Below are 20,218 nucleotides of genomic sequence, written 5' to 3' on the forward strand. Positions count from 1 at the left end.
TTGCGATGACTGAAATGCTGTTTTGCTACTGCTGCCGGGTCCATCATCCAAAATCCCAGATGCGCCCGTTCAAGACCAAACTGGGCGAACGCTGGCGCTGCATTCGCAGCATCGAAGCGGCGGCGTGCAGCCGGCGCGAACGCGACGCTTTCGGCCAGCAACAAACCGCCAACAACCGCGAAGACTCGCGCCTGGTCGCCGAACGCCATTCGCTGCTCCGCCACGACGGGCCCTGAGTCCGGCCGGCCGCCAATGGGCAAGCTGCGGATCGACACGCTGGACGCGAGCAGCCCGGCGCTGCTCGAATCCTGCACCACGCTGATCGTCAATGCCTTTGCCGACCCGGTGCGCTATAGCGCCGAGCGGGTCGGCCACGAACTGCGCAGCAACGACAAGGTTTTCTACCGGCAATTCTTCATCGCCGTCCAGGATGGCGAAATCCGCGCGGTCGGCGGCGTCAAGGCTGCCGACTGGGCCGCCAAAACCCACCTGCTCTACCTCTCCGCCGTCGCCCCGGAAAGCCGCGGCCAGGGCATCGGCCGCGCCCTGATCAAGGCGCGCATCGAATGGCTGGAAAAGAACTTCCCGAGCGGCCGGATCATCGTCTCGACCAGCCATTGCAAACGCTTTCGCAGCCTCGGCTTCGTCGATATCCGCAAGGGCACGGTGGACGGCCGCCACCTCATGCTGCGACGGTTCTAGCCGCGAAGAGCGGGTAGCCGGGCCGCCCGGCCGCGACCACCGGTGCCGCGCCGCCGAGGCGAAACTGGCCGATCGCCTGACGCAGGTCGCCGGCCAGGCCTTCCAGCTGATGCGCCGAATCGGCGGCGCTCGCCAGGCTCTTGCCATTTTCCAGCGACAACCGGGCAATACCGGCAACCAGCGTCTCGATCCGTTCGGCTTCCCGCCGGTGCGTCGCCAGCGCGCTGCTGATCCGGGTGCTGGCCGCGCCGACCTGACGGGCCTGACCGCGGACCCGGCTCATCGCTTCGGTTGCCTCGCCGGCCCGCTCGTTGCTGCTCGCCACATGGGTCGCCGCCGTCCGCACCGCGGCCGCCGTTTCGCTGGCGATGCCCTGCATGCGCTGAATCATCTGGCCGATTTCCTTGGTGCTGAGCGCCGTCCGTTCGGCCAGCTTGCGCACTTCGTCGGCCACCACGGCAAAGCCCCGGCCGCTCTCGCCAGCCCGCGCCGCCTCGATCGCCGCATTCAGGGCAAGCAGGTTGGTCTGCTCGGCAATGCCGGCGATCACCGCGACCACCGACGACACCTGCTGCGTCTCGCTCTCCATGCGGTCGAGCGAAGCCGTCGCGAGGACGATGTCGGCGCTCATTTCTTCCAACGAACTTTTGGCCAGACTGACCGAAGCCATGCCGGAGGTCGCCAGATCGTCGGAACTGCGCGCCACTGCATCGCTCTCGCCGGCGGCCAGGGCGATTTCGGCAACCTGCCGGCCGGCTTCCTCGACCGCCTGGACGACATGCAGCGTGTCCTGCTCCTGCTGCCGGGCCCGCTCGGCGGAAGCCCCGGCCGTCTGGGCGAAGGACAGCGAACCGCTGGTCATCGCCTGGGCGCTGTTGACCACCTCGCCGACCAGCTTGCACATGCCGTCGCGCACTTCGCGCAGCGATGCGGCAATGCGTTGCAGCTCGTCCTGCCCGGCCAGTTCGATGACCACCGACAGATCGCCGGTCGCCAGTTGCTTGGCGCCGCGCGCCAGTTCCTCGATGCTCGAAGCCAGGCGGGCATAGGCAAGATACAGGCCGCCACAGGACAGCAACATGCTGCCGACAATGACCAGCACGGTAACCAACAGATGGCGCTGGGCCAGGATCAATTCATCGCCCAGCGCATCGAGCATGGCCCGCTCGCTCTGTCGGAGCATGTCATCGGCCCGGGCCAGCGGCTGGCTGATCGCCCGGTCGATTTCATCGATGGTATAAGCCGTATCGCTCAGCGCCAGACCATAAGCCACGGTACGGGTCAGCTCCAGCTGGGCGTCGAGGAGCGCAACCTGGGCATTGAGTTCGCCGAGGGTCGGACTGGCCCCGGCCAGCGGCTCGAGATCGCGGCGCAACTTGACCAGGGCATGCGAGGCCACGGCGACCGAAGCTGACAGTTCGGAGCGCAGGCGCTCCGCCACCATGCCTTCGCGCACCGAGACGCCGGCCAATACTTCGAGCCGGGCCAGCGCTTCGCTGAGCAATGGCAGGTCGTTGAGCCAGAGATCGGCGAGGGCCGGCAGGTTGCTGCCGGCCGGCATGCTGCCGGCGCCGCCGAACTGCTCGACGATATGCTGCTGCAGCTCGGCAATGACCACGCCGAAACTGGTGAAGATCGGCAAGCGCTTGCGGCCGCTGCTCTCGTCCGGCGTAATCGCCAGCAGGTTCGCCGCCTTTTCGGCAAAGGCCGGGGGTACGGCAGTGGCCGGCATTTTTCCCGACAACCCGGCGGCCGCCTTGGCATCGCCGGCGCCGGCCAGGAACAGCCGGGTCCGCCGCTGGCGCAAGTCAAGCAATAGCTGGCGCGGCGCCGCAAGCTGCTGCAGCGAGGCGAGGCGCGCTTCGACCGCCTGCATGGCCTCCCAACGCAAGAGCAGATGCGGCAAGGCGACAAGGAGAAAGGCAACCGTAAATACCAGGGCGATCGCCAGGAAAAATCCGCGAAAGCCGAGTCTGCCGAGTAGAACACCCGATCCAATTTTCAACACTAAGAAACCCCGAGATGACGATGTACGGCCGACACCGTAGGGCGACTTTGTTAAGGTATTGTGACACCGCTTCCGGCGTCACGACCCTGCAATATTGCATGGTAATAGTTGATGACATTGCCTACCCGGAAAGACGCCATGCCAAACGCTTGCTTCGCTGTCGCCCACCCCGCCCAGCCCTTGGCCGACCGCCTGGCGGGCTGGCCGATCGCCGCTCTCCCCAGCCGAGGAAGCCGTGATGGAAAAGAATGACCGTAGCGACATCGCCAGCTTTCCCGAATTGTTCGATGGCATGGAGCAGTTCATCGAGGAATTTGCCGGCGGCATCCGACGCACCGGCTTTCGTCTGGCGATTGCCGCCATTCCGGGCAGCGCGTTGCTGCTGTTCGCGCTGAACAAGCTCCCCTGAAACGAAAAATCCCGCCGGGGCGGGATTTTCTGCTGGGCGCTGCCGGATCAGGACTTCGGCGGAACGTAGCCCTGAATCTGGTCGGCGCCTTCGCCGAAGAAGTGCTTCTCCAGCTGTTCGGCCAGATACTTGCGATGCTTCGCATCGACCAGGTTGAGACGATTCTCGTTGATCAGCATGGTCTGCATCTTGATCCATTGCTGCCAGGCCTCTTTCGAGACCGATTCGAAAATGCGCTGGCCGAGGGCGCCCGGGTAGGGCGGCTGATCCAGACCTTCAGCCTCGCGGCCGAGTTTGATGCAATTGACAGTACGTGCCATGTGAAACTCCGTGGGGGGTGATGCGGCGAATTATAAAGTCTTGAAGAGCACCTTAGAACGCCGCTGATAGTTGTACATATCGCGTTTCTTGGCCGGCAGGTCATCGACCGTACCCAGCTTGAAGCCGCGCTCGACGAACCAGTGCTCGGTCCGCGTCGTCAGCACGCACAGGCGCTTGACGCCCATCTTGCGGGCCCGCTGCTCGATGCGCTTCATCAGCAACTCGCCATAGCCCCATTCGCGGTGCTCGTGGCTGACCGCCAGGCAGGCGAGCTCGGCCTCTTCCTCCGAATGCGGATAAAGCGCGGCGCAGCCGACCATGATGCCGTCGTGCAGCATGACCGAGAAATGATCGATTTCGCGTTCGAGCAATTCGCGCGGCCGGTGCACCAGGATGCCCTCCTGCTCCATCGGCTCGATCAGCGCGATCAGCGCTGCGATGTCGTCGGGCTTCGCTTCGCGGACGTTTTCCAGCGATTCGCGGGTGACAACGGTGCCGACGCCGTCATGGGTGAACAACTCACGGAGCAGCGCGCCATCCTGTTCGTAGCTGATCAGATGGACCCGGCCGACGCCGGTGCGGGTGGCCCGGACGGCGCACGGCAGGTAGCGCCTGATGTCGGGCGACAGCCATTCGCCGCCGACCAGCAACTCGGCCACTTCGTCGGCGGTCATCGCGTCGAGCAGTTCGCCAGCCTCGCTGGTGACGCCCAGGCTATCGGTCAGATAGACCAGCTTGTCGGCGCGGATGGCGACGGCCACCGCTTCAGCCGCCTCTTCCATCTGCAGGTTGAAGATCTCGCCGGTCGGCGACGGCCCTTCGCAGTTGAGCAGCACGATGTTGCCGAGCCCGAGCTGGGCATTGATGCCCTCGCTATCGACCTTGCGCACCTTGCCGGCGTACTGCATGTCGATGCCGTCGAGGACGCCGATCGGCTGGCCGGTAATGAAATTGCCGCCGATGACGCGAATCCGGCTGTTGGCCATCGGTGTGTTCGGCAAGCCTTGCGACAGCATCGCCTCGATTTCGAGATAGACGCTGCCCACCGCGTCGAGCACGCAGTCGAGCGCCTCGGCATCGGTCACCCGGTAACCGCGGTGATAGATCGACTCGAGATTCTTTTCGCGCAGCTCTTCCTCGATCTGCGGTCGCGCACCATGCACCATGACCAGCCGGATACCCAGGCTGACCAGCAGGTTAACGTCGTAGGCCAGCGTCTTGGCGAACTCGCTGGCCACCGCCTTGCCGCCGAAGGCGATGACGAAAGTCTTGCCGCGAAATGCGTTGATATAGGGCGTGACGGCCCGGAACCAGGAAACGAAATGCTCGTCGTAAGGGGTGTCGCTCATTGCTGTGTATATTTTCCGTTGTCGTCTTTCAGCGCATTTTCCAAGCGCTCGCAAACCGTTTTCAGTACTTTAACCCGGGCGTAGTTCTTGTCGTTGGCCTCGACCAGCGTCCACGGTGCCAAGCCGGTCGAGGTGCGGTCAACCATGTCGCACACGGCGGCGACATATTCATCCCACTTCTCGCGATTGCGCCAATCCTCGTCGGTGATCTTGAAACGTTTGAACTCGGTGTCCTGACGCTCCTTGAAGCGACGCAACTGCTCGTCGGCACTGATCTGCAGCCAGAACTTGATGACGATCACCCCGGCTTCGACCATCTGATGCTCGAAATCGTTGATCTCGGCATAGGCCCGTAACCAGTCGGGCTCGGTACAGAATCCCTCGACCCGCTCGACCAGGACGCGGCCGTACCACGAACGGTCGAAAATCGCCGCCCGGCCGATCCGCGGCAGATGCCGCCAGAAGCGCCAGAGATAGGGCTTGGCCCGCTCTTCCTCGGTCGGGGCGGCAATCGGGACGATCTGGTATTGCCGGGCATCCATTGCCGCGCCGATCCGCCGGATGCTGCCGCCCTTGCCGGCCGCGTCCGAACCTTCGAAGACAACCACCAGCGAACGCTTGCCGACAAAACGCGGATCGCGCACCAGTTCCGAGAGCCGGGCCTGGTATTTGGCCAGTTGGCTCTCGTAATCCTTTTTGTCCAGTTTCAGCTTCAAATCCAGCGCGCTGAGCACATTCTTCTGGTCGATCGGATGCACGATGGGCGGCGCCACCGGCACCATCTGCCGGCCTTCCTGGCGCAGCCGGCGCTGCATCGAATCGAGGACGATCCGCCCGACGGTCAACGAACGGTATTCGTCATCGGTGCCTTCGACAATGATCCACGGCGCATGTGCCGTATTGGTAACGCGCAGCACGTGGCCGGCCACTTCCTGCAGCTTGCCGTAGGTTTTCAGGCGATCGTAGCTTTCCTTGGTCACCCGCCAGGCGGTGTGCGGATCCTTCTCCAGCGCTTTCAGGCGCTGCTTCTGGCCGTCCTTGGAGAGATGGAACCAGAACTTGAGAACCAGCGCCCCTTCGTTGACCAGCATCGCCTCGAAGCGATTGATATCGTCCAGCCGCTCGTCCATTTCCGAGCGCCGCATCTTGCCGGTGATCCGGTCGGTGATCGGCTGCGAATACCACGAACCGGCAAAAATACCGACCTTGCCCTTGGGCGGCAAGGCTTGCCAGTAACGCCACATATAGGGCCGCGAAACCTCCTCGTCGCTCGGCGCCGAGAAAGCCAGCGTCGAGATATGCCGCGGATCCATCCACGAGTAGAGCAGGTTGATGGTTTCCCCTTTGCCGCTGCCATCCACCCCGCTAATCAGGATGACGACCGGAAACTCCTTTTTCTCGAGCATGTCGTACTGCGCATCGAGCAAGGCGGCGCGCAGTTTCGGCACCTCCTTCTTGAAGGTTTCCTTGTCGATCCTGTGACCCAGCTCTGCTGATTCGAACATTTCCTACCCCTCCCTGAAATCGCCCCACAAGGCCTGCATCGCCGCCAGCGCGGCCAGCCCTGCCGTTTCCGTACGGAGGACGCGCGGCCCCAGGCGAACCGCCTGGAAACCCGCCTGTCTGGCCGCGATCATTTCCTGCGGATCGAGTCCCCCCTCGGAACCGATCAGCAGTTGAATTTCCGTCGCCGGCGGCAAGGCCACCAGCGCCTGCTCGGCATCCGGCGCCAGCATCAGGCGCAGCCCGGCCGGGGCCGGCCGAGCCAACCAGTTTTCGAGTTTTTCCAGCGGCGCGACCAGCGGCACCTGATTGCGGCCGCATTGCTCGCAGGCCGAAGCGACCACGCCCTGCCAATGGGCCACCCGCTTGCCGGCCCGTTCGCCGGCCAGACGCATGACACTGCGCCGGCTTTCAACCGGTACGATGTGGCGAACGCCCAGTTCGACGGCCTTCTGGATCGTGTAATCCATCTTCTCGCCGGCCTGCAGGGCCTGCACCAGCGTGATCGCCAGCGGCGACTCGCGCTCGACGTCACGCCAGGCACCCAGCTCGGCCAGCACGCGGTCGCGCTCGATCCGTTCGATGTGCGCCGGGTATTCGCCGCCGCGGCCGTCAAAGAGCACCATCGGCGCCCCTGGCGGCAGGCGCAGGACGCGGACGGCATGGCGCGCCACGGGTTCGGGAAGTTCAACGTGCGCCCCCGGCGAGAGCGCTTCACGACAGTAAAATCGGGGCATATTCATCAATGCTATTATGGGTGAAATGAGTTTTGGAGTGGAGAAACATGGTCGCCTTGAACCCACCATTATGCAATTTTGGCCAACCGGCCATCGACTTCGACCTCCCAGGCACCGACGGCAAGCGCCATACGCTGGCCAGTTGCCGCGGCCCGAACGGTTTGCTGGTGATGTTTATCTGCAATCATTGCCCCTACGTCAAGGCGATCATCGACCGTCTGATTCGCGACTGCCGCGAACTGGCCGGGCACGGCATCGGCTGCGTCGCCATCATGAGCAACGATGTCGCGGCCTACCCCGAGGATTCGCCGGAAGCGATGCGCCGCTGGGCAACCGAACTGGCCTTTCCCTTTCCTTATCTCTACGACGAAAACCAGGACGTCGCCCGCGCCTACGGCGCCGTGTGCACGCCCGATTTCTTCGGTTACAACGCCGGCCTGGAACTGCAGTATCGCGGCCGGCTCGATGCCTCCGGCCGCAATCCCGCACCACCGGAGGCTCACCGCGAACTGTTCGCGGCGATGGCGGAGATTGCCCGCAGCGGGCGCGGACCAAGCGAGCAGACGGCGTCCATCGGCTGCTCGATCAAGTGGAAGACGGCCTAGGGCGCGGCTCGGGAAACAGTCAAAAAACCTGAGCCAGCTCATGTCTGGCCCCTTGGGCTTGGGCTATCATTGAAAATTGTGCAAATTATTAAATTGCCGATTTGGAATCCTTGGACGCATCTTCGTCGACTACCGCTGAATCCCGGCGCAAATACCTCTACCTGCAAGCGGTCATGTCGAGCATGCCGCAGGGCATTAGTGTGTTTGACGAGAACCTGCGTCTGCGGGTCTGGAACCAGGGATTTATCGACGTCCTCAACCTGCCGGCCGAGGCGGTATACGAAGGCGTTCCGTTCGCCGATCTGATCCGCATTCCGGCGATGCGCGGCGAATACGGTCCGGGCGACGTCGAGGAACACATCCAGCGGAAGACCGCGCAGGCCCTGCAATTCGAAGGCCATTGCTTCGAGCGCACCCGGCCGAGCGGCCGGACCCACCTGGTCCAGGGCGAACCACTGTTCATCGATGGCCAGCTGACCGGATTCATCACCACCTACACCGACATCACCGAACGCAAGGCCGCCGAGCAGGACTTGCGCGCCCAGCACGACCTGCTGCAGACGGTCATCGAGAGCATTCCGAGCGCGGTCAGCCTGTTCGACCGGGAGCAGAAGCTGATTCTGCACAATCAGGAATTCGTCGATCTGCTCGGCTTGCCCCCGTCGCTGATCGAACAGACACCGGTCACCCTGGAAAAAATATTCCGCTTCAACGCCGGGCGCGGCGAATATGGGCCGGGCGATCCGGAAACCATCGTCCAGAACCTGCTGGCCCGCGCCAACCCACCGACCGCCCACCGGATGGAACGCACCCGGCCGAACGGCAAGACCCTCGATATCCGCGGCGTGCCGCTGGCCGACGGCAGTTTCGTCACGGTATATACCGACATCACCGAACAGCGGCACAGTGCCGAGCGCGACCATCTGGCACAGAAGGTTTTCACCCACACGCCGGCCGGCATCATCTTTACCGACGAGGCACATCGGATTTTATCGATCAATCCGGCCACCACCCAGATGACCGGTTACCAGCTCGACGAACTGCAGGGCCGGACGGTATTCGGGCTGATCAGCCCGAACCATGACGAAACGCCGGAGAGCTTCCGGGAGAATATTTCGCTGCGCGGTTCATGGAACGGCGAACTGGAAATCACCCCGAAGTGCGGCGACGATTTTCCGGCCGGCATCCGCATCACCCGCGTCGACGATCAGCACAGCGGCGACGCCGCGCACTACATCTGGATTATTGCCGACATCACCGAGCGCAAGCAGGCCGAAGAAAGGATGCGCCATATCGCCCAGCACGATGCGCTGACCGGCCTGCCCAACCGCCTCGCCCTGTTGATGCGCCTCGCCCAGCTGCTGCCGGAGGCCCGGCGCCACAAGTGGAGCATCGCGATCATGTTCATCGATCTCGATCGCTTCAAGATCATCAATGACACGCTCGGCCATCAGGTCGGCGACGAACTGTTGCGCGAGGTCGCCAGCCGGCTGGCGGGCGTCGTCCGCGAAACCGATTTCGTGGCTCGCCTGGGCGGCGACGAATTTGTCGTCATCCTGCCCGCCATCACCACGCCCGCCGATGCGGCGATTGTCGCGAGCAAGATCGTCGCCGCACTGTCCACGCCGATCGAGGCCGAGGGGCACGAACTGCACACCAGTCCGTCGATCGGCATCAGCATCTTCCCCGACGACGGCCCGGACGGCGACACGATCCTGAAGAACGCCGACACCGCGATGTACCACGCCAAGGCGGCCGGCCGGAACAACTACCAGTTCTTCGCGGCCGAGATGAACCGCGTTACCGCCGAGCGCCTCGACATCGAGCGCAAGCTGCGCCACGCCATCGCCCGCAACGAACTGGCCCTGTGTTTCCAGCCACAGTTCAGGGCCGACAGTTCGCACGCCACCGGCGTCGAAGCGCTGGTCCGCTGGCACCACCCGACCGACGGCATGATCGCCCCGGATCGTTTCATCCCGGTCGCCGAAGAAACCGGGATCATCGTCGAGATCGGCGAATGGGTGCTGCTCACTGCCTGCCGCGAGATGAAGCACTGGATCGACGCCGGCCTGAAGCCGATCCGCATCGCCGTCAACGTGTCGGCCAGACAGCTGCGGCGCCGCGACTTCTGCGAAACGGTGGCCGGCGCGCTGGCCGAATCCGGACTGCCGGCCGAACTGCTGGAACTCGAAATTACCGAAAGCTCGGTGATGGAAAACCCGGAAGAAGCCGTGCTGATCCTGCAGCGCCTCGGCCGCATGGGTATTTCGCTGGCCATCGACGATTTCGGCACCGGCTATTCCTCGCTCGCCTACCTGAAGCTGTTTCCGATCGACCACCTGAAGATCGACCGTTCCTTCGTCGCCGATATCGAACACGACCTGAATGACCGGGCGATTGCCTTCGGCACTATCGCCCTGGCCCATTCGCTCGGCCTCAACGTCATTGCCGAAGGCGTCGAAACCGAAGACCAGCTCGAACTGCTGCGCACCAACGGCTGCGACGAAGTGCAGGGCTATCTGTTCAGCAAGCCGCTGAACAGCGCTGCGGCGTTCGCCTTTCTGCACGCCCGCGACCTCGCAGGGTAAAATCCGCCCCTTTCGTCATTTCAGGGGGCCGTCATGGCACAGGGCACGCTGGCACGCTATCTCACCGAGGAACAACGCGACAAGGGCGTCATCACCGCCGACCTCAAGTTCCTGCTCGAAATCGTTTCCCGGGCCTGTCAGGCCATTTCCGTCGCCATCGGCAAGGGCGGCCTCGGCGGCGTACTCGGCGAGGCGGGCAGCGACAACATCCAGGGCGAGGCGCAGAAGAAACTCGACGTGCTGTCGAACGACATCCTGCTCGAAGCCAACGAATGGGGCGGTCATCTGGCGGCCATGGCCTCCGAGGAAATGGACCTGCCGCACCTGGTGCCGCACCGCTTTCCCAAAGGCGAATACCTGCTGACCTTCGACCCGCTCGACGGCTCGTCGAACATCGACGTCAATGTCTCGATCGGTACCATCTTCTCGGTGCTGAAATGCCCGGAAGGCGCCGACCTGTCCACCCCGGCCGCCGCCGAAGCCGCTTTCCTGCAACCGGGCACCGCCCAGGTTGCCGCCGGCTATGCCGTCTATGGCCCGACCACCTTGCTGGTGCTGACCGTCGGCGACGGCGTCGCGGTGTTCACCCTCGACCGCGAGCAAGGCAGTTTCGTGCTGACCCAGGACCAGGTGCAGATCCCGGCCGATACCCAGGAATTCGCCATCAACATGGCCAACCAGCGCTTCTGGGAAGCCCCGGTGCAACGCTATGTCGCCGAAATGCAGGCCGGCAAGGAAGGCCCGCTCGGCAAGGACTACAACATGCGCTGGGTCGCCTCGATGGTCGCCGACGTGCATCGCATCATGACGCGCGGCGGCATCTTCATGTACCCGCTCGACAGCAAGATCAAGGCCCAGGGCGGCAAGCTGCGCCTGATGTATGAAGCCAACCCGATGGCGATGCTGGTCGAGCAGGCCGGCGGGGCCGCCACCACGGGCCGCCAGCGCATCCTCGACATCGTCCCGGGCAAGTTGCATCAGCGCGTGCCGGTCATCCTCGGCTCGAAAAACGAGGTCGCGCGCGTCACCGGCTATCACGGCAGCTGATTTGAGGTAAATTGCCTCGTCGCCCAACTGAAGGAATCCTCCCATGCACGCCCGCACACTCGCCCTGATCATTGCCGCAGCCGCTATCGGCGCCGGCTGCGCCAGCAAGGAAAGCAAGCCCGAGCCGGCCGCCGCGCCGACGGCCACCTCGACCCCGGCCCCGGCAGCAACGGCCGTTGCCAGCAAGCCGGAATGTCCGCCCGAACCGACGGCCAAGAAAAAGACGACGGCCAAAACCAAGGCCAGCAAGAAAGCCGCGACGCCAGCGGTCGATTGCGAACCGGCCAAGAGCAAGGCCGGCGCGACCACCGTCAAGACTGCCGAACCCGTGGCTGCCGCCCCGGCGCCGGCCGCCAAGGAAACCGCCAAACCGGCCGAAGCGGGCAAGCCGCGCGTCGTCAAGTCGCGCGACGGCACCTTCGAAGGCGAGGTGTACGGCAACATTCCGGCCAACAGCAAGTGGGCCAAGCTGCAGATCGGCATGGACCAAGGCGAAGTTGAACGCATCCTCGGAACCAGCCACGAGGTCCGCGCCCACCCGACCGCCAAGGCCTTCATCCCCTTCTACTTCGGCAGCGACAGCACGCGTTATGAAATCGTCTATCGCGGCCAGGGCAGCGTTTCCTACACCGGCGGCGGGATCGGTGGCGGCCGCGGCGTTCTGATGATGATCAACTACGATCCAAACATCTAAACCGGCCTTCCGGCAGGTGCAATACCTGCCGGAAACGCAGACAACCCTACCCAAATGAGGCCATTTCCCGGATAATTTCACCTTTTCAGCAGGCTGGAATTCCGGATCATGAGCGTCAGCACCCCCCGCAAGTTTTCTCCCCTGACCGGTGCCATCCGCGCCCTGGCCATGGATGCCGTGCAGCAGGCCAATTCCGGCCACCCCGGCGCGCCGATGGGCATGGCCGAAATTGCTGAAGTGCTCTGGCGTCGCCAGTTGCGCCACAACCCGGCCAACCCGCACTGGCCGGACCGCGACCGTTTCGTGATGTCGAACGGTCACGGCTCGATGCTGGTTTATGCGCTGCTCCACCTGACCGGCTACGATCTGTCGATCGACGATCTGAAGAATTTTCGCCAACTGCACGCCAAGACCCCGGGCCACCCGGAATTCGGCTACACCGCCGGGATCGAAACGACGACCGGGCCGCTCGGCCAGGGCATCACCAACGCCGTCGGCTTCGCGCTCGCCGAACACGTTCTCGCCGCCGAGTTCAACAAGCCCGGCCACGAGATCGTCAATCACCACACCTATGTCTTCCTCGGCGACGGCTGCCTGATGGAAGGCGTTTCGCACGAAGCCTGCTCGCTGGCCGGCACGCTCGGCCTCGGCAAGCTGATCGCCTTCTGGGACGATAACGGCATCTCGATCGACGGCCATGTCGAAGGCTGGTTCACCGACAACACGCCGGGCCGCTTCGCAGCCTACGGCTGGCACGTCATCGCCGACGTCGACGGCCATGACAGCGAGGCCATCGAACGCGCCCTGCTCGCCGCCAAGGCAGTGACCGACAAGCCCAGCCTGATCTGCTGCAAGACGACCATCGGCATGGGTGCCCCGAACAAGCAAGGCAGCCACGACTGCCACGGCGCCCCGCTCGGCAAGGACGAAATCGCTGCGGCCCGCGCCTACATCGGCTGGAACCACGCCCCCTTCGAAATCCCGGGCGACGTCTACGCAGCCTGGAACGGCAAGCCGCGCGGCGCCATCTTCGAAGAGAACTGGACGACCCGCTTCGCGGCCTACCAGGCTGCCTTCCCGGCCGAAGCCGCCGAGTTCGAACGGCGCGTCATCAACCGCCAACTGCCGGCCAGCTGGGAAGCCACCAAGGCCGACTACATCGCCAGCTGCCGTGCCAAGGCCGAGAACATCGCCACCCGCAAGGCTTCGCAGAACGCCATCACCGCGCTGGTCCCGGCCGTGCCGGAAATCTTCGGCGGCTCGGCCGACCTGGCCGGTTCCAACCTGACTTTCGTCAAGGGCAGCAAGGGCGTCACCAAGACGGAAGGCGGCAACTACTGCTACTACGGCGTCCGCGAATTCGGCATGACCGCGATCGCCAACGGCCTCGCGCTGCACGGCGGCCTGGTGCCCTACACCGCGACCTTCCTGGTCTTCTCCGACTACGCCCGCAACGCCATACGCATGGCGGCGCTGATGAAACAACGGCAGATCATGGTGTATACCCATGATTCCATCGGTCTCGGCGAAGACGGCCCGACGCACCAGCCGGTCGAGCACATCCCCAGCCTGCGCATCATTCCGAACCTCGACGTCTGGCGTCCGGCCGACGCGACCGAAACGGCGATTGCCTGGACGGCCGCCATCGACCGCACCGACGGCCCGAGCGTCCTGGCCCTGTCGCGCCAGAACCTGCCGACCGTCACCGCCAAGATTGCCGACGAGAACATCCGCAAGGGCGGCTACGTGCTGTCCGAGGCCGACGGCGAAGCCCAGATCACGCTGATCGCCACCGGCTCCGAAATCAAGCTGGCCCTCGATGCCCAGGCCGCGCTGGCCGGCGAAGGCATCGCCGCCCGCGTCGTCTCGATGCCCTGTAGCAACGTCTTCGACCGGCAGAGCGCCGACTACAAGACCGCCGTGCTCGGCTGCTGCAAGAAGCGCATCGCCATCGAAGCGGCCCACCCCGATTTTTGGCGCAAGTATGTCGGCCTGCACGGCGCCGTGATCGGCATCGACCGCTTCGGCGAATCCGCCCCGGCCAACCAGTTGTTCGAGATGTTCGGCTTTACGGTCGGCAACGTGGTGAGCACGGCCAAGGCGCTGCTGTCCTGATTTTTAACGGTTTCATTTAGAGGAGAGGTTTCATGGCTATCAAGGTCGGTATCAACGGGTATGGTCGGATTGGTCGCTGCACGCTGCGCGCCATTTACGAACTGGGTCTGGAGAACGAATTCGAAATCGTCGCGATCAATGCTTCCGGCGACCTTCAGACCAATGCCCACCTGACCAAGTACGATACGACGCACGGTCGTTTCCGCACCCCGGTCGAAACGGATGGCGAAAACACCATCATCATCAACGGCAAGCGCATCCCCTTCTATTCCACCAAGAATCCGAAGGACATCAACTGGGCCGAGCACGGCGTCGACGTACTGCTCGAATGCACCGGCTCCTACACCTCGAAGGCCAAGGCCCAGGCCCTGCTCGACCAGGGCGCCAAGCGCGTGCTGATTTCCGCCCCGGGCGGTGACGACGTCGATGCGACCATCGTTTATGGCGTCAACGACAACCTGCTGACCCAGCAAATGACCGTCGTTTCCAACGCCTCGTGCACGACCAACTGCCTGGCTCCGGTGGCCAAGGTGCTGCAGGACAACATCGGCATCAAGAAAGGTTTGATGACGACGATCCACGCCTACACCAACGACCAGGTGCTGGTCGACGTGCGCCACAAGGACCTGCGCCGGGCCCGCGCCGGTGCGCAGAACATCATCCCGACCAAGACCGGCGCCGCCAAGGCTGTCGGCCTCGTGCTGCCGGCCCTGAAAGGCCGGGTCGATGGTTTCGCGCTGCGCGTTCCGACGATCAACGTTTCGCTGGTCGACCTGACCTTCACCGCCGAACGGCCGACCACCAAGGAAGAAATCAACGAGCTGATGACCGCCGCTTCGCAAGGCGCGCTGAAGGGCGTGCTGGCTGTCAACAACGACCCGCTGGTCTCCTCCGACTTCAACCACGACCCGGCTTCGTCGACCTTCGATGCGACCCAGACCCGCGTCATGGACGGCAACCTGGTCAAGGTTCTGGCCTGGTACGACAACGAGTGGGGCTATTCCTGCCGCATGCTCGATGCCGCCCGCGCCTGGATGAACGCCAAGTAATTCCGGCTGTTCGGACGACGCTGTCTTGCCCCGCTCCGGCGGGGCAAGTCGTATTGGCGCCGCGAAACGCGCGGTGCCCGATACGTAAAAGTGGAACGAAGGGCCGCCCTTGAATTCCGCGCGCCGCTTCTCCTTACCGTCGGCCGCTCGCCGCGGAGCCCCGGCCGGCGCGGGAAATTCCCGCCCCTCAGCTCTTGCCGGCAAATAGCGACGCGACAAACGCGCCGGCCGCACCCGAGGTGGCCGTTGCCGCGGCTGTAGCCGCCGCCGCAGCGACGGTACCGATCACCGTACTGGCCGACAATTGCCGGTCCGCCTCGGCATCCGGGCTTTCATCGCGGCCTACCATTCTTTCCTGAATCCGCTTGCTGATCTCAGCCTCGACCGCCGCCTGCTTCTCCGGCGGCATGGCTTTCAGATCTTCTTCCGTTATGCCCAATTCAGCCATGATTGCATCGCGCATGTGTTCGGCCGGCGTCTTCTTCAGATAGTCGTCGAGATCGGCCAGCAGCTTGTCCCGCGCGCTGACCGCAACCGTCGTTTGCGCCGCATCTGCGCTGCTGCTACCAGTAGCACTCGCCGTAGAAGCGGCCACCTGCACCGACTGGCCGGCGCTGACGGCTTCGATGGCTCGCCCGAATATCGCGGAAAAATCGCCGGCCGACGACTTCTGGCTGACGTTGCGCAAATGGGCGGTCAATTCGCTATTCAGTCCCAAAACGACTTTCATGATTTACTCCCGAGCAAATATCTAAAGCACTGCAAATTCCGCACCAAGTTGCTAATTCGCCTTCCCGCGCCGCGAACCGGCAAAATTGCCATTTCCATCCGGCATCTCCTGCCGGCCCTACCGGCAGTCTTTTGCCGCCCCGACAAAAATCGAATTTCCGCTCGCAACCCTGTAAAATCTCTCGCTTCAATTACTTCTCACTGGCATGCGTGACCGGCCTCAATCGACCCCTTCGCCTCGCGATCAATGGTTACGGTCGTATCGGCCGCTGTTTCCTGAGAGCCCTGCTCGAATCTCCGGAAAAAAACAATTTCCTGATCGTCGCCATCAACGAACCAGCCAACCTGGAGAGCATGGCCTATCTGACTCGCTTCGATTCGACGCACGGCCGCTTTACCGGCCAAGTGGAAACGGGTGAAAACTGCCTGCTGATCAACGGCCAAACGATTGCAGTCGATCACGCCCGGAGGCCGGAAGATGTCGATTGGTACGGTCACGAAATCGACCTGCTGATTGAATGCTCCGGCGCCTACGGCCAACGCGCCGACCTGTCGCGCTTTCTTGCCGCCGGCTGTCCGCGCCTGCTGTTGTCCCACCCCGGATTCAGCGCCGAGGACGTCGATGCGACGATCGTCAACGGCATCAACCAGAACAGCCTGAACGGCAGCGAGCGCCTGGTCTCGGCCGCCTCCTGCACGACCAACGCCATCGTCCCGGTGCTCGACCTGCTCGACCGCGAAGTCGGCATCGACCAGGTGCTGCTGACCACGCTGCATTCGGCGATGAACGATCAGCCGCTGATCGACGGTTACCACCACGACGATCTGCGCCGCACCCGCTCCGCCATGCAGTCGATCATTCCGGTGTCCACCGGCCTGGCCCGCGGCGTCGAACGCCTGCTGCCGCAACTGACCGGCCGCGTCCAGGCCAAGGCGATCCGCGTCCCGACCCTGAACGTCTCGGCCATCGACCTGACGGTCAGCACCGAGCGCCCGGTTTCCGCTCACAGCATCAACCTGCTGCTGGCCGAGGCGGCGCGTGGCCCGCTGAAGCGCCTGCTGGCCTATTCCGAAGCCGCCCACGCCTCGATCGACTTCAATCACGACCCACATTCGGCTATTGTCGATGGCAGTCAGACGCGCACCGCCGGGACGCACCTGGTCAACCTGTTCGTCTGGTTCGACAACGAATGGGGTTTCGCCAACCGGATGCTGGAAGTGGCCAAGCACTGGTCGCGCCACTGGCCCAAACCCGAATAACTAAATTCAAACTCTGGAGATAACAATGAACGTCATCAAACTCACCGACCTCGATGTTTCCGGCAAACGCGTGTTCATCCGCGCCGACTTGAACGTGCCACAGGACGAAGCCGGCAACATCACCGAGGACACCCGCATCCGCGCCTCGCTGCCGTCGATCAAGTATTGCCTGGAAAAGGGCGCCGCGGTCATGGTCACCTCCCACCTCGGCCGGCCGACCGAAGGCGAACTGCGCCATGAAGACAGCCTGACCCCGGTCGCCGTCCGTCTCGGCCAGATGCTGCACGTTCCGGTCCGCCTGATCCAGGACTGGGTCGATGGCGGCTTCGAAGTCAAGCCGGGCGAAGTCGTCCTGCTCGAAAACTGCCGCGTCAACAAGGGCGAAAAGAAGAACAACGAAGAACTGGCCCAGAAGATGGCCAAGCTCTGCGACATTTTCGTCAACGATGCCTTCGGCACCGCGCACCGTGCCGAAGCGACCACCCATGGCATCGCCAAGTATGCCCCGGTGGCCTGCGCCGGCATGCTGATGGGCGCCGAAATCGACGCCCTGACCAAGGCCCTGCTCAATCCGAAGCGCCCGCTGGTGGCCATCGTCGGCGGCTCCAAGGTTTCCTCCAAGCTGACCATTCTCAAATCGCTGGCCAGCAAGGTCGACCAGCTGATCGTCGGCGGCGGCATCGCCAACACCTTCCTGCTCGCCGACGGCAAGCGCATCGGCCACTCGCTGGCCGAACCCGACCTGGTCAAGGAAGCCCACGTCATCATGGACATCATGAAGGAACGCGGCGCCGAAGTGCCGCTGCCGACCGATGTCGTGGTCGCCGACGAAGTCTCGGCGCTGGCCCGCGCCAACAAGATTCCGGTCGACGACGTGCACGCCAACGACCGCATTCTCGACATCGGCCCGAAAAGCGCCGCCAAGCTGTCGGAAATCATCGCCAATGCCGGCACCATCGTCTGGAACGGCCCGGTCGGCGTCTTCGAGCTGCCGCAGTTCGCCGGCGGCACCAAGATGCTGGCTTCCGCCATCGCCCACTCCGAAGCCTTCTCGATCGCCGGCGGCGGCGACACCCTGGCCGCCATCGCCAAGTTCAACATCGCCGACGACGTCGGCTACATCTCGACCGGCGGCGGCGCCTTCCTGGAATTCCTCGAAGGCAAGACGTTGCCGGCCATTGCCGTACTCGAAGAACGGGCGAAAGGCTAGGATCGAGGATCAAGTTGCCTAGGATCGAGTAGGCCGTGCGTTACCGTGATCTGATTGTTTGGCAGAAGGCGATGGATTTGGTGGTCGAAATTTATCGCCTGAGCCAAACATTTCCAGCCACTGAGAAATTTGGCTTGGCTTCGCAAATTCAGCGCGCCGCCGTCTCGATCCCGAGCAACATTGCGGAAGGTCATGCTCGGAAGAGTTCTGGGGCTTTCATCAATCACTTATCGATTGCAGCAGGGTCGCTCGCAGAAGTGGAAACCCAGCTCATGCTGGCAGAGCGACTGGGCTACTGCGCCCAAGATCTCTCACTCACTCTGCTCGCGAGCTCAGACGAAATCGGTCGCATGTTGACCGGCCTGAAATCCTCGCTTACTAAGAACTAATATCTAACTCCTGGATCCTAAATATGCTGCGCCATACAAAAATCGTTGCCACCCTCGGCCCCGCCTCGTCGACACCGGAGGTTCTGGAACGCATGGTGCAGGCCGGCGTCGATGTCGTCCGGATGAATTTTTCGCACGGCACGGCCGAAGACCACCAGGCGCGCGCCGCCGGCATTCGTGCCGCGGCCGCCAAGTTCGGCCGGACGATCGGCATCCTCGGTGACCTGCAAGGCCCGAAAATTCGCGTTGGCAAGTTTGCCGACAACAAGATCACGCTGGTCGTCGGCGAAAGCTTCATCCTCGACGCCCAATGCCCGCTCGGCAACCAGGAGCGCGTCGGTCTCGACTACAAGGATCTGCCGAAAGACGTGGTGAACGGCGACATCCTGCTGCTCGACGATGGCCGCCTGAAGCTCCAGGTCGGCGCCGTGCGCGGTCACGAGATTCACACCCGCGTGCTGGTCGGCGGCGTGCTCTCCAACAACAAGGGCATCAACCGCCAGGGCGGTGGCCTGACGGCGCCAGCGCTGACCGCCAAGGACATGGACGACATCAAGACGGCAGCGCTGATCGGCGTCGATTTCGTCGCCGTCTCCTTCCCGAAAAGCGCTTCCGACATGTACATGGCCCGCCAGTTGCTGCGCGCCGCCGGCAGCAGCGCCGTGCTGATCGCCAAGATTGAGCGGGTCGAAGCGATCACCAATCTGGCGGAAATCCTCGACGCTTCGGACGGCATCATGGTGGCGCGCGGCGATCTGGCGGTCGAAGTCGGCGACGCCACGGTACCGGCGCTGCAAAAGAAGATGATCCGCATGGCGCGCGACAAGAACAAGCTGACCATCACCGCCACCCAGATGATGGAATCGATGATCCTCTCGCCGGTGCCGACCCGCGCCGAAGTCTCCGACGTGGCCAATGCCGTGCTCGACGGCACCGATGCCGTGATGCTCTCGGCCGAGACCGCCGCCGGCCAGTACCCGGTGGAAACCGTCGAGTCGATGGCACGCATCTGCGTCGAGGCCGAACGCTCGGCCGAAGTGACACTCGACCGCGAATTCCTCGACCGGGTGTTCACCCGCATCGACCAGTCGATTGCCATGGCCGCCATCTGGACGGCACATCACCTCAAGGTCAAGGCCATCGCTGCACTGACCCAGTCCGGCTCGACCGCGCTGTGGATGAGCCGCCTGAATTGCGGCGTGCCGATTTACGCGCTCACCCCGGATGCCGAATCGGTCGGCCACATGGTGCTCTACCGCGGCGTCTGCCCGCTGCCGATGATGCAGCAGCATACCGACCGCGACCTGTTGCTGGCCGAAGCCGAGCAACTCCTGATCGATCGCGGTGTCGTAACCAAGGGCGACCTGATCGCCCTGACCATCGGCGAGCCGATCGGTTCGACCGGCGGCACCAATACCCTGAAGATTGTCCGCGTCGGCGAGCATCAGGCCGGCTAGCCGTATAGAATAAGAAGTTAAACCAACACGTTATCGAACAGGAGTT

Annotated in this window: 19 protein-coding genes; 13 read left to right on the top strand and 6 right to left on the bottom strand. The window is 63.5% G+C overall.

Features of this window, described 5'->3' with window-relative positions; translation table 11 throughout:
- The first annotated feature begins 5 nt into the window (after positions 1-5).
- Together ACLIKD_RS16000 and ACLIKD_RS16005 are read left to right on the top strand one after the other, a co-directional pair.
- Positions 6-236 (top strand): hypothetical protein, encoded by a 231-nt coding sequence (locus tag ACLIKD_RS16000; protein ID WP_226417238.1) that lies wholly within the window; start codon positions 6-8, stop codon positions 234-236.
- Positions 237-252: 16 nt separating this feature from the next.
- Positions 253-702: a GNAT family N-acetyltransferase gene (locus ACLIKD_RS16005; RefSeq protein WP_226417239.1), complete on the top strand. Its 450-nt coding sequence runs from the start codon at positions 253-255 to the stop codon at positions 700-702.
- Here the strand turns inward: ACLIKD_RS16005 and ACLIKD_RS16010 are convergent.
- Entirely contained in the window at positions 683-2,710 is a 2,028-nt protein-coding gene (locus ACLIKD_RS16010) for a methyl-accepting chemotaxis protein (RefSeq protein ID WP_428825834.1), read from the bottom strand. The genes ACLIKD_RS16005 and ACLIKD_RS16010 overlap by 20 nt on opposite strands.
- A gap of 238 nt (positions 2,711-2,948) precedes the next feature.
- On the opposite strand from ACLIKD_RS16010, the gene ACLIKD_RS16015 reads away from it, so the two are divergent.
- Positions 2,949-3,119, top strand: coding sequence for a hypothetical protein (locus tag ACLIKD_RS16015; protein ID WP_226471662.1), 171 nt, complete (start codon positions 2,949-2,951; stop codon positions 3,117-3,119).
- A gap of 47 nt (positions 3,120-3,166) precedes the next feature.
- Here ACLIKD_RS16015 and ACLIKD_RS16020 read toward each other — a convergent pair whose 3' ends face one another.
- Genes ACLIKD_RS16020 through ACLIKD_RS16035 form a run of 4 tightly spaced genes read right to left on the bottom strand, consistent with a single transcriptional unit; the run spans position 3,167 to position 7,035 of the window.
- Positions 3,167-3,439 carry an oxidative damage protection protein gene (locus ACLIKD_RS16020; protein ID WP_226417242.1) on the bottom strand — a complete coding sequence of 91 codons (273 nt, stop codon included), beginning with the start codon at positions 3,437-3,439 and terminating at the stop codon, positions 3,167-3,169.
- A 30-nt stretch (positions 3,440-3,469) separates the two neighbouring features.
- The gene (argA, locus tag ACLIKD_RS16025) at positions 3,470-4,789 is read right to left on the bottom strand and encodes an amino-acid N-acetyltransferase (RefSeq protein ID WP_428825835.1); all 1,320 of its coding nucleotides are present in this window, start codon (positions 4,787-4,789) and stop codon (positions 3,470-3,472) included.
- A complete protein-coding gene (gene pap, locus ACLIKD_RS16030; RefSeq protein ID WP_428825836.1) occupies positions 4,786-6,294 on the bottom strand; it encodes a polyphosphate:AMP phosphotransferase in 1,509 nt (502 codons plus the stop codon). The genes argA and pap overlap by 4 nt, the downstream gene beginning before the upstream one ends.
- A gap of 3 nt (positions 6,295-6,297) precedes the next feature.
- Positions 6,298-7,035: a 16S rRNA (uracil(1498)-N(3))-methyltransferase gene (locus tag ACLIKD_RS16035; RefSeq protein WP_226417245.1), complete on the bottom strand. Its 738-nt coding sequence runs from the start codon at positions 7,033-7,035 to the stop codon at positions 6,298-6,300.
- Positions 7,036-7,076: 41 nt separating this feature from the next.
- On the opposite strand from ACLIKD_RS16035, the gene ACLIKD_RS16040 reads away from it, so the two are divergent.
- From ACLIKD_RS16040 to gap, 6 genes are all read left to right on the top strand, one after another.
- Positions 7,077-7,634 carry a thioredoxin family protein gene (locus ACLIKD_RS16040; RefSeq protein WP_428825837.1) on the top strand — a complete coding sequence of 186 codons (558 nt, stop codon included), beginning with the start codon at positions 7,077-7,079 and terminating at the stop codon, positions 7,632-7,634.
- A gap of 110 nt (positions 7,635-7,744) precedes the next feature.
- Entirely contained in the window at positions 7,745-10,222 is a 2,478-nt protein-coding gene (locus ACLIKD_RS16045; RefSeq protein ID WP_428825838.1) for an EAL domain-containing protein, read from the top strand.
- A gap of 33 nt (positions 10,223-10,255) precedes the next feature.
- Positions 10,256-11,269, top strand: coding sequence for a class 1 fructose-bisphosphatase (locus ACLIKD_RS16050; protein ID WP_428825839.1), 1,014 nt, complete (start codon positions 10,256-10,258; stop codon positions 11,267-11,269).
- Positions 11,270-11,312: 43 nt separating this feature from the next.
- Positions 11,313-11,963 (top strand): hypothetical protein, encoded by a 651-nt coding sequence (locus tag ACLIKD_RS16055; RefSeq protein WP_428825840.1) that lies wholly within the window; start codon positions 11,313-11,315, stop codon positions 11,961-11,963.
- A 108-nt stretch (positions 11,964-12,071) separates the two neighbouring features.
- Positions 12,072-14,078 (top strand): transketolase, encoded by a 2,007-nt coding sequence (tkt, locus tag ACLIKD_RS16060; protein WP_428825841.1) that lies wholly within the window; start codon positions 12,072-12,074, stop codon positions 14,076-14,078.
- A 32-nt stretch (positions 14,079-14,110) separates the two neighbouring features.
- Positions 14,111-15,127: a type I glyceraldehyde-3-phosphate dehydrogenase gene (gene gap / locus ACLIKD_RS16065; protein WP_226417251.1), complete on the top strand. Its 1,017-nt coding sequence runs from the start codon at positions 14,111-14,113 to the stop codon at positions 15,125-15,127.
- 187 nt (positions 15,128-15,314) lie between these two features.
- Here the strand turns inward: gap and ACLIKD_RS16070 are convergent, their stop codons facing one another.
- Complete coding sequence (locus ACLIKD_RS16070; RefSeq protein ID WP_428825842.1) at positions 15,315-15,857, bottom strand: hypothetical protein; 543 nt, start codon at positions 15,855-15,857, stop codon at positions 15,315-15,317.
- Positions 15,858-16,066: 209 nt separating this feature from the next.
- Between ACLIKD_RS16070 and ACLIKD_RS16075 the strand changes: the two genes are divergently transcribed.
- Genes ACLIKD_RS16075 through pyk form a run of 4 tightly spaced genes read left to right on the top strand, consistent with a single transcriptional unit; the run spans position 16,067 to position 20,172 of the window.
- Complete coding sequence (locus ACLIKD_RS16075; RefSeq protein ID WP_428825843.1) at positions 16,067-17,116, top strand: type I glyceraldehyde-3-phosphate dehydrogenase; 1,050 nt, start codon at positions 16,067-16,069, stop codon at positions 17,114-17,116.
- Between the two features lie 25 nt (positions 17,117-17,141).
- Positions 17,142-18,326, top strand: a complete 1,185-nt coding sequence (locus tag ACLIKD_RS16080) for a phosphoglycerate kinase (protein WP_428825844.1) — start codon at positions 17,142-17,144, stop codon at positions 18,324-18,326.
- A gap of 35 nt (positions 18,327-18,361) precedes the next feature.
- Positions 18,362-18,715, top strand: coding sequence for a four helix bundle protein (locus ACLIKD_RS16085; protein WP_428825845.1), 354 nt, complete (start codon positions 18,362-18,364; stop codon positions 18,713-18,715).
- 23 nt (positions 18,716-18,738) lie between these two features.
- Positions 18,739-20,172: a pyruvate kinase gene (pyk, locus tag ACLIKD_RS16090; RefSeq protein WP_428825846.1), complete on the top strand. Its 1,434-nt coding sequence runs from the start codon at positions 18,739-18,741 to the stop codon at positions 20,170-20,172.
- Positions 20,173-20,218: the final 46 nt, after the last annotated feature.

Origin of the sequence: Azonexus sp. IMCC34842 (assembly GCF_050368855.1) — a bacterium.
GTDB lineage: Bacteria > Pseudomonadota > Gammaproteobacteria > Burkholderiales > Rhodocyclaceae > Azonexus > Azonexus denitrificans_A.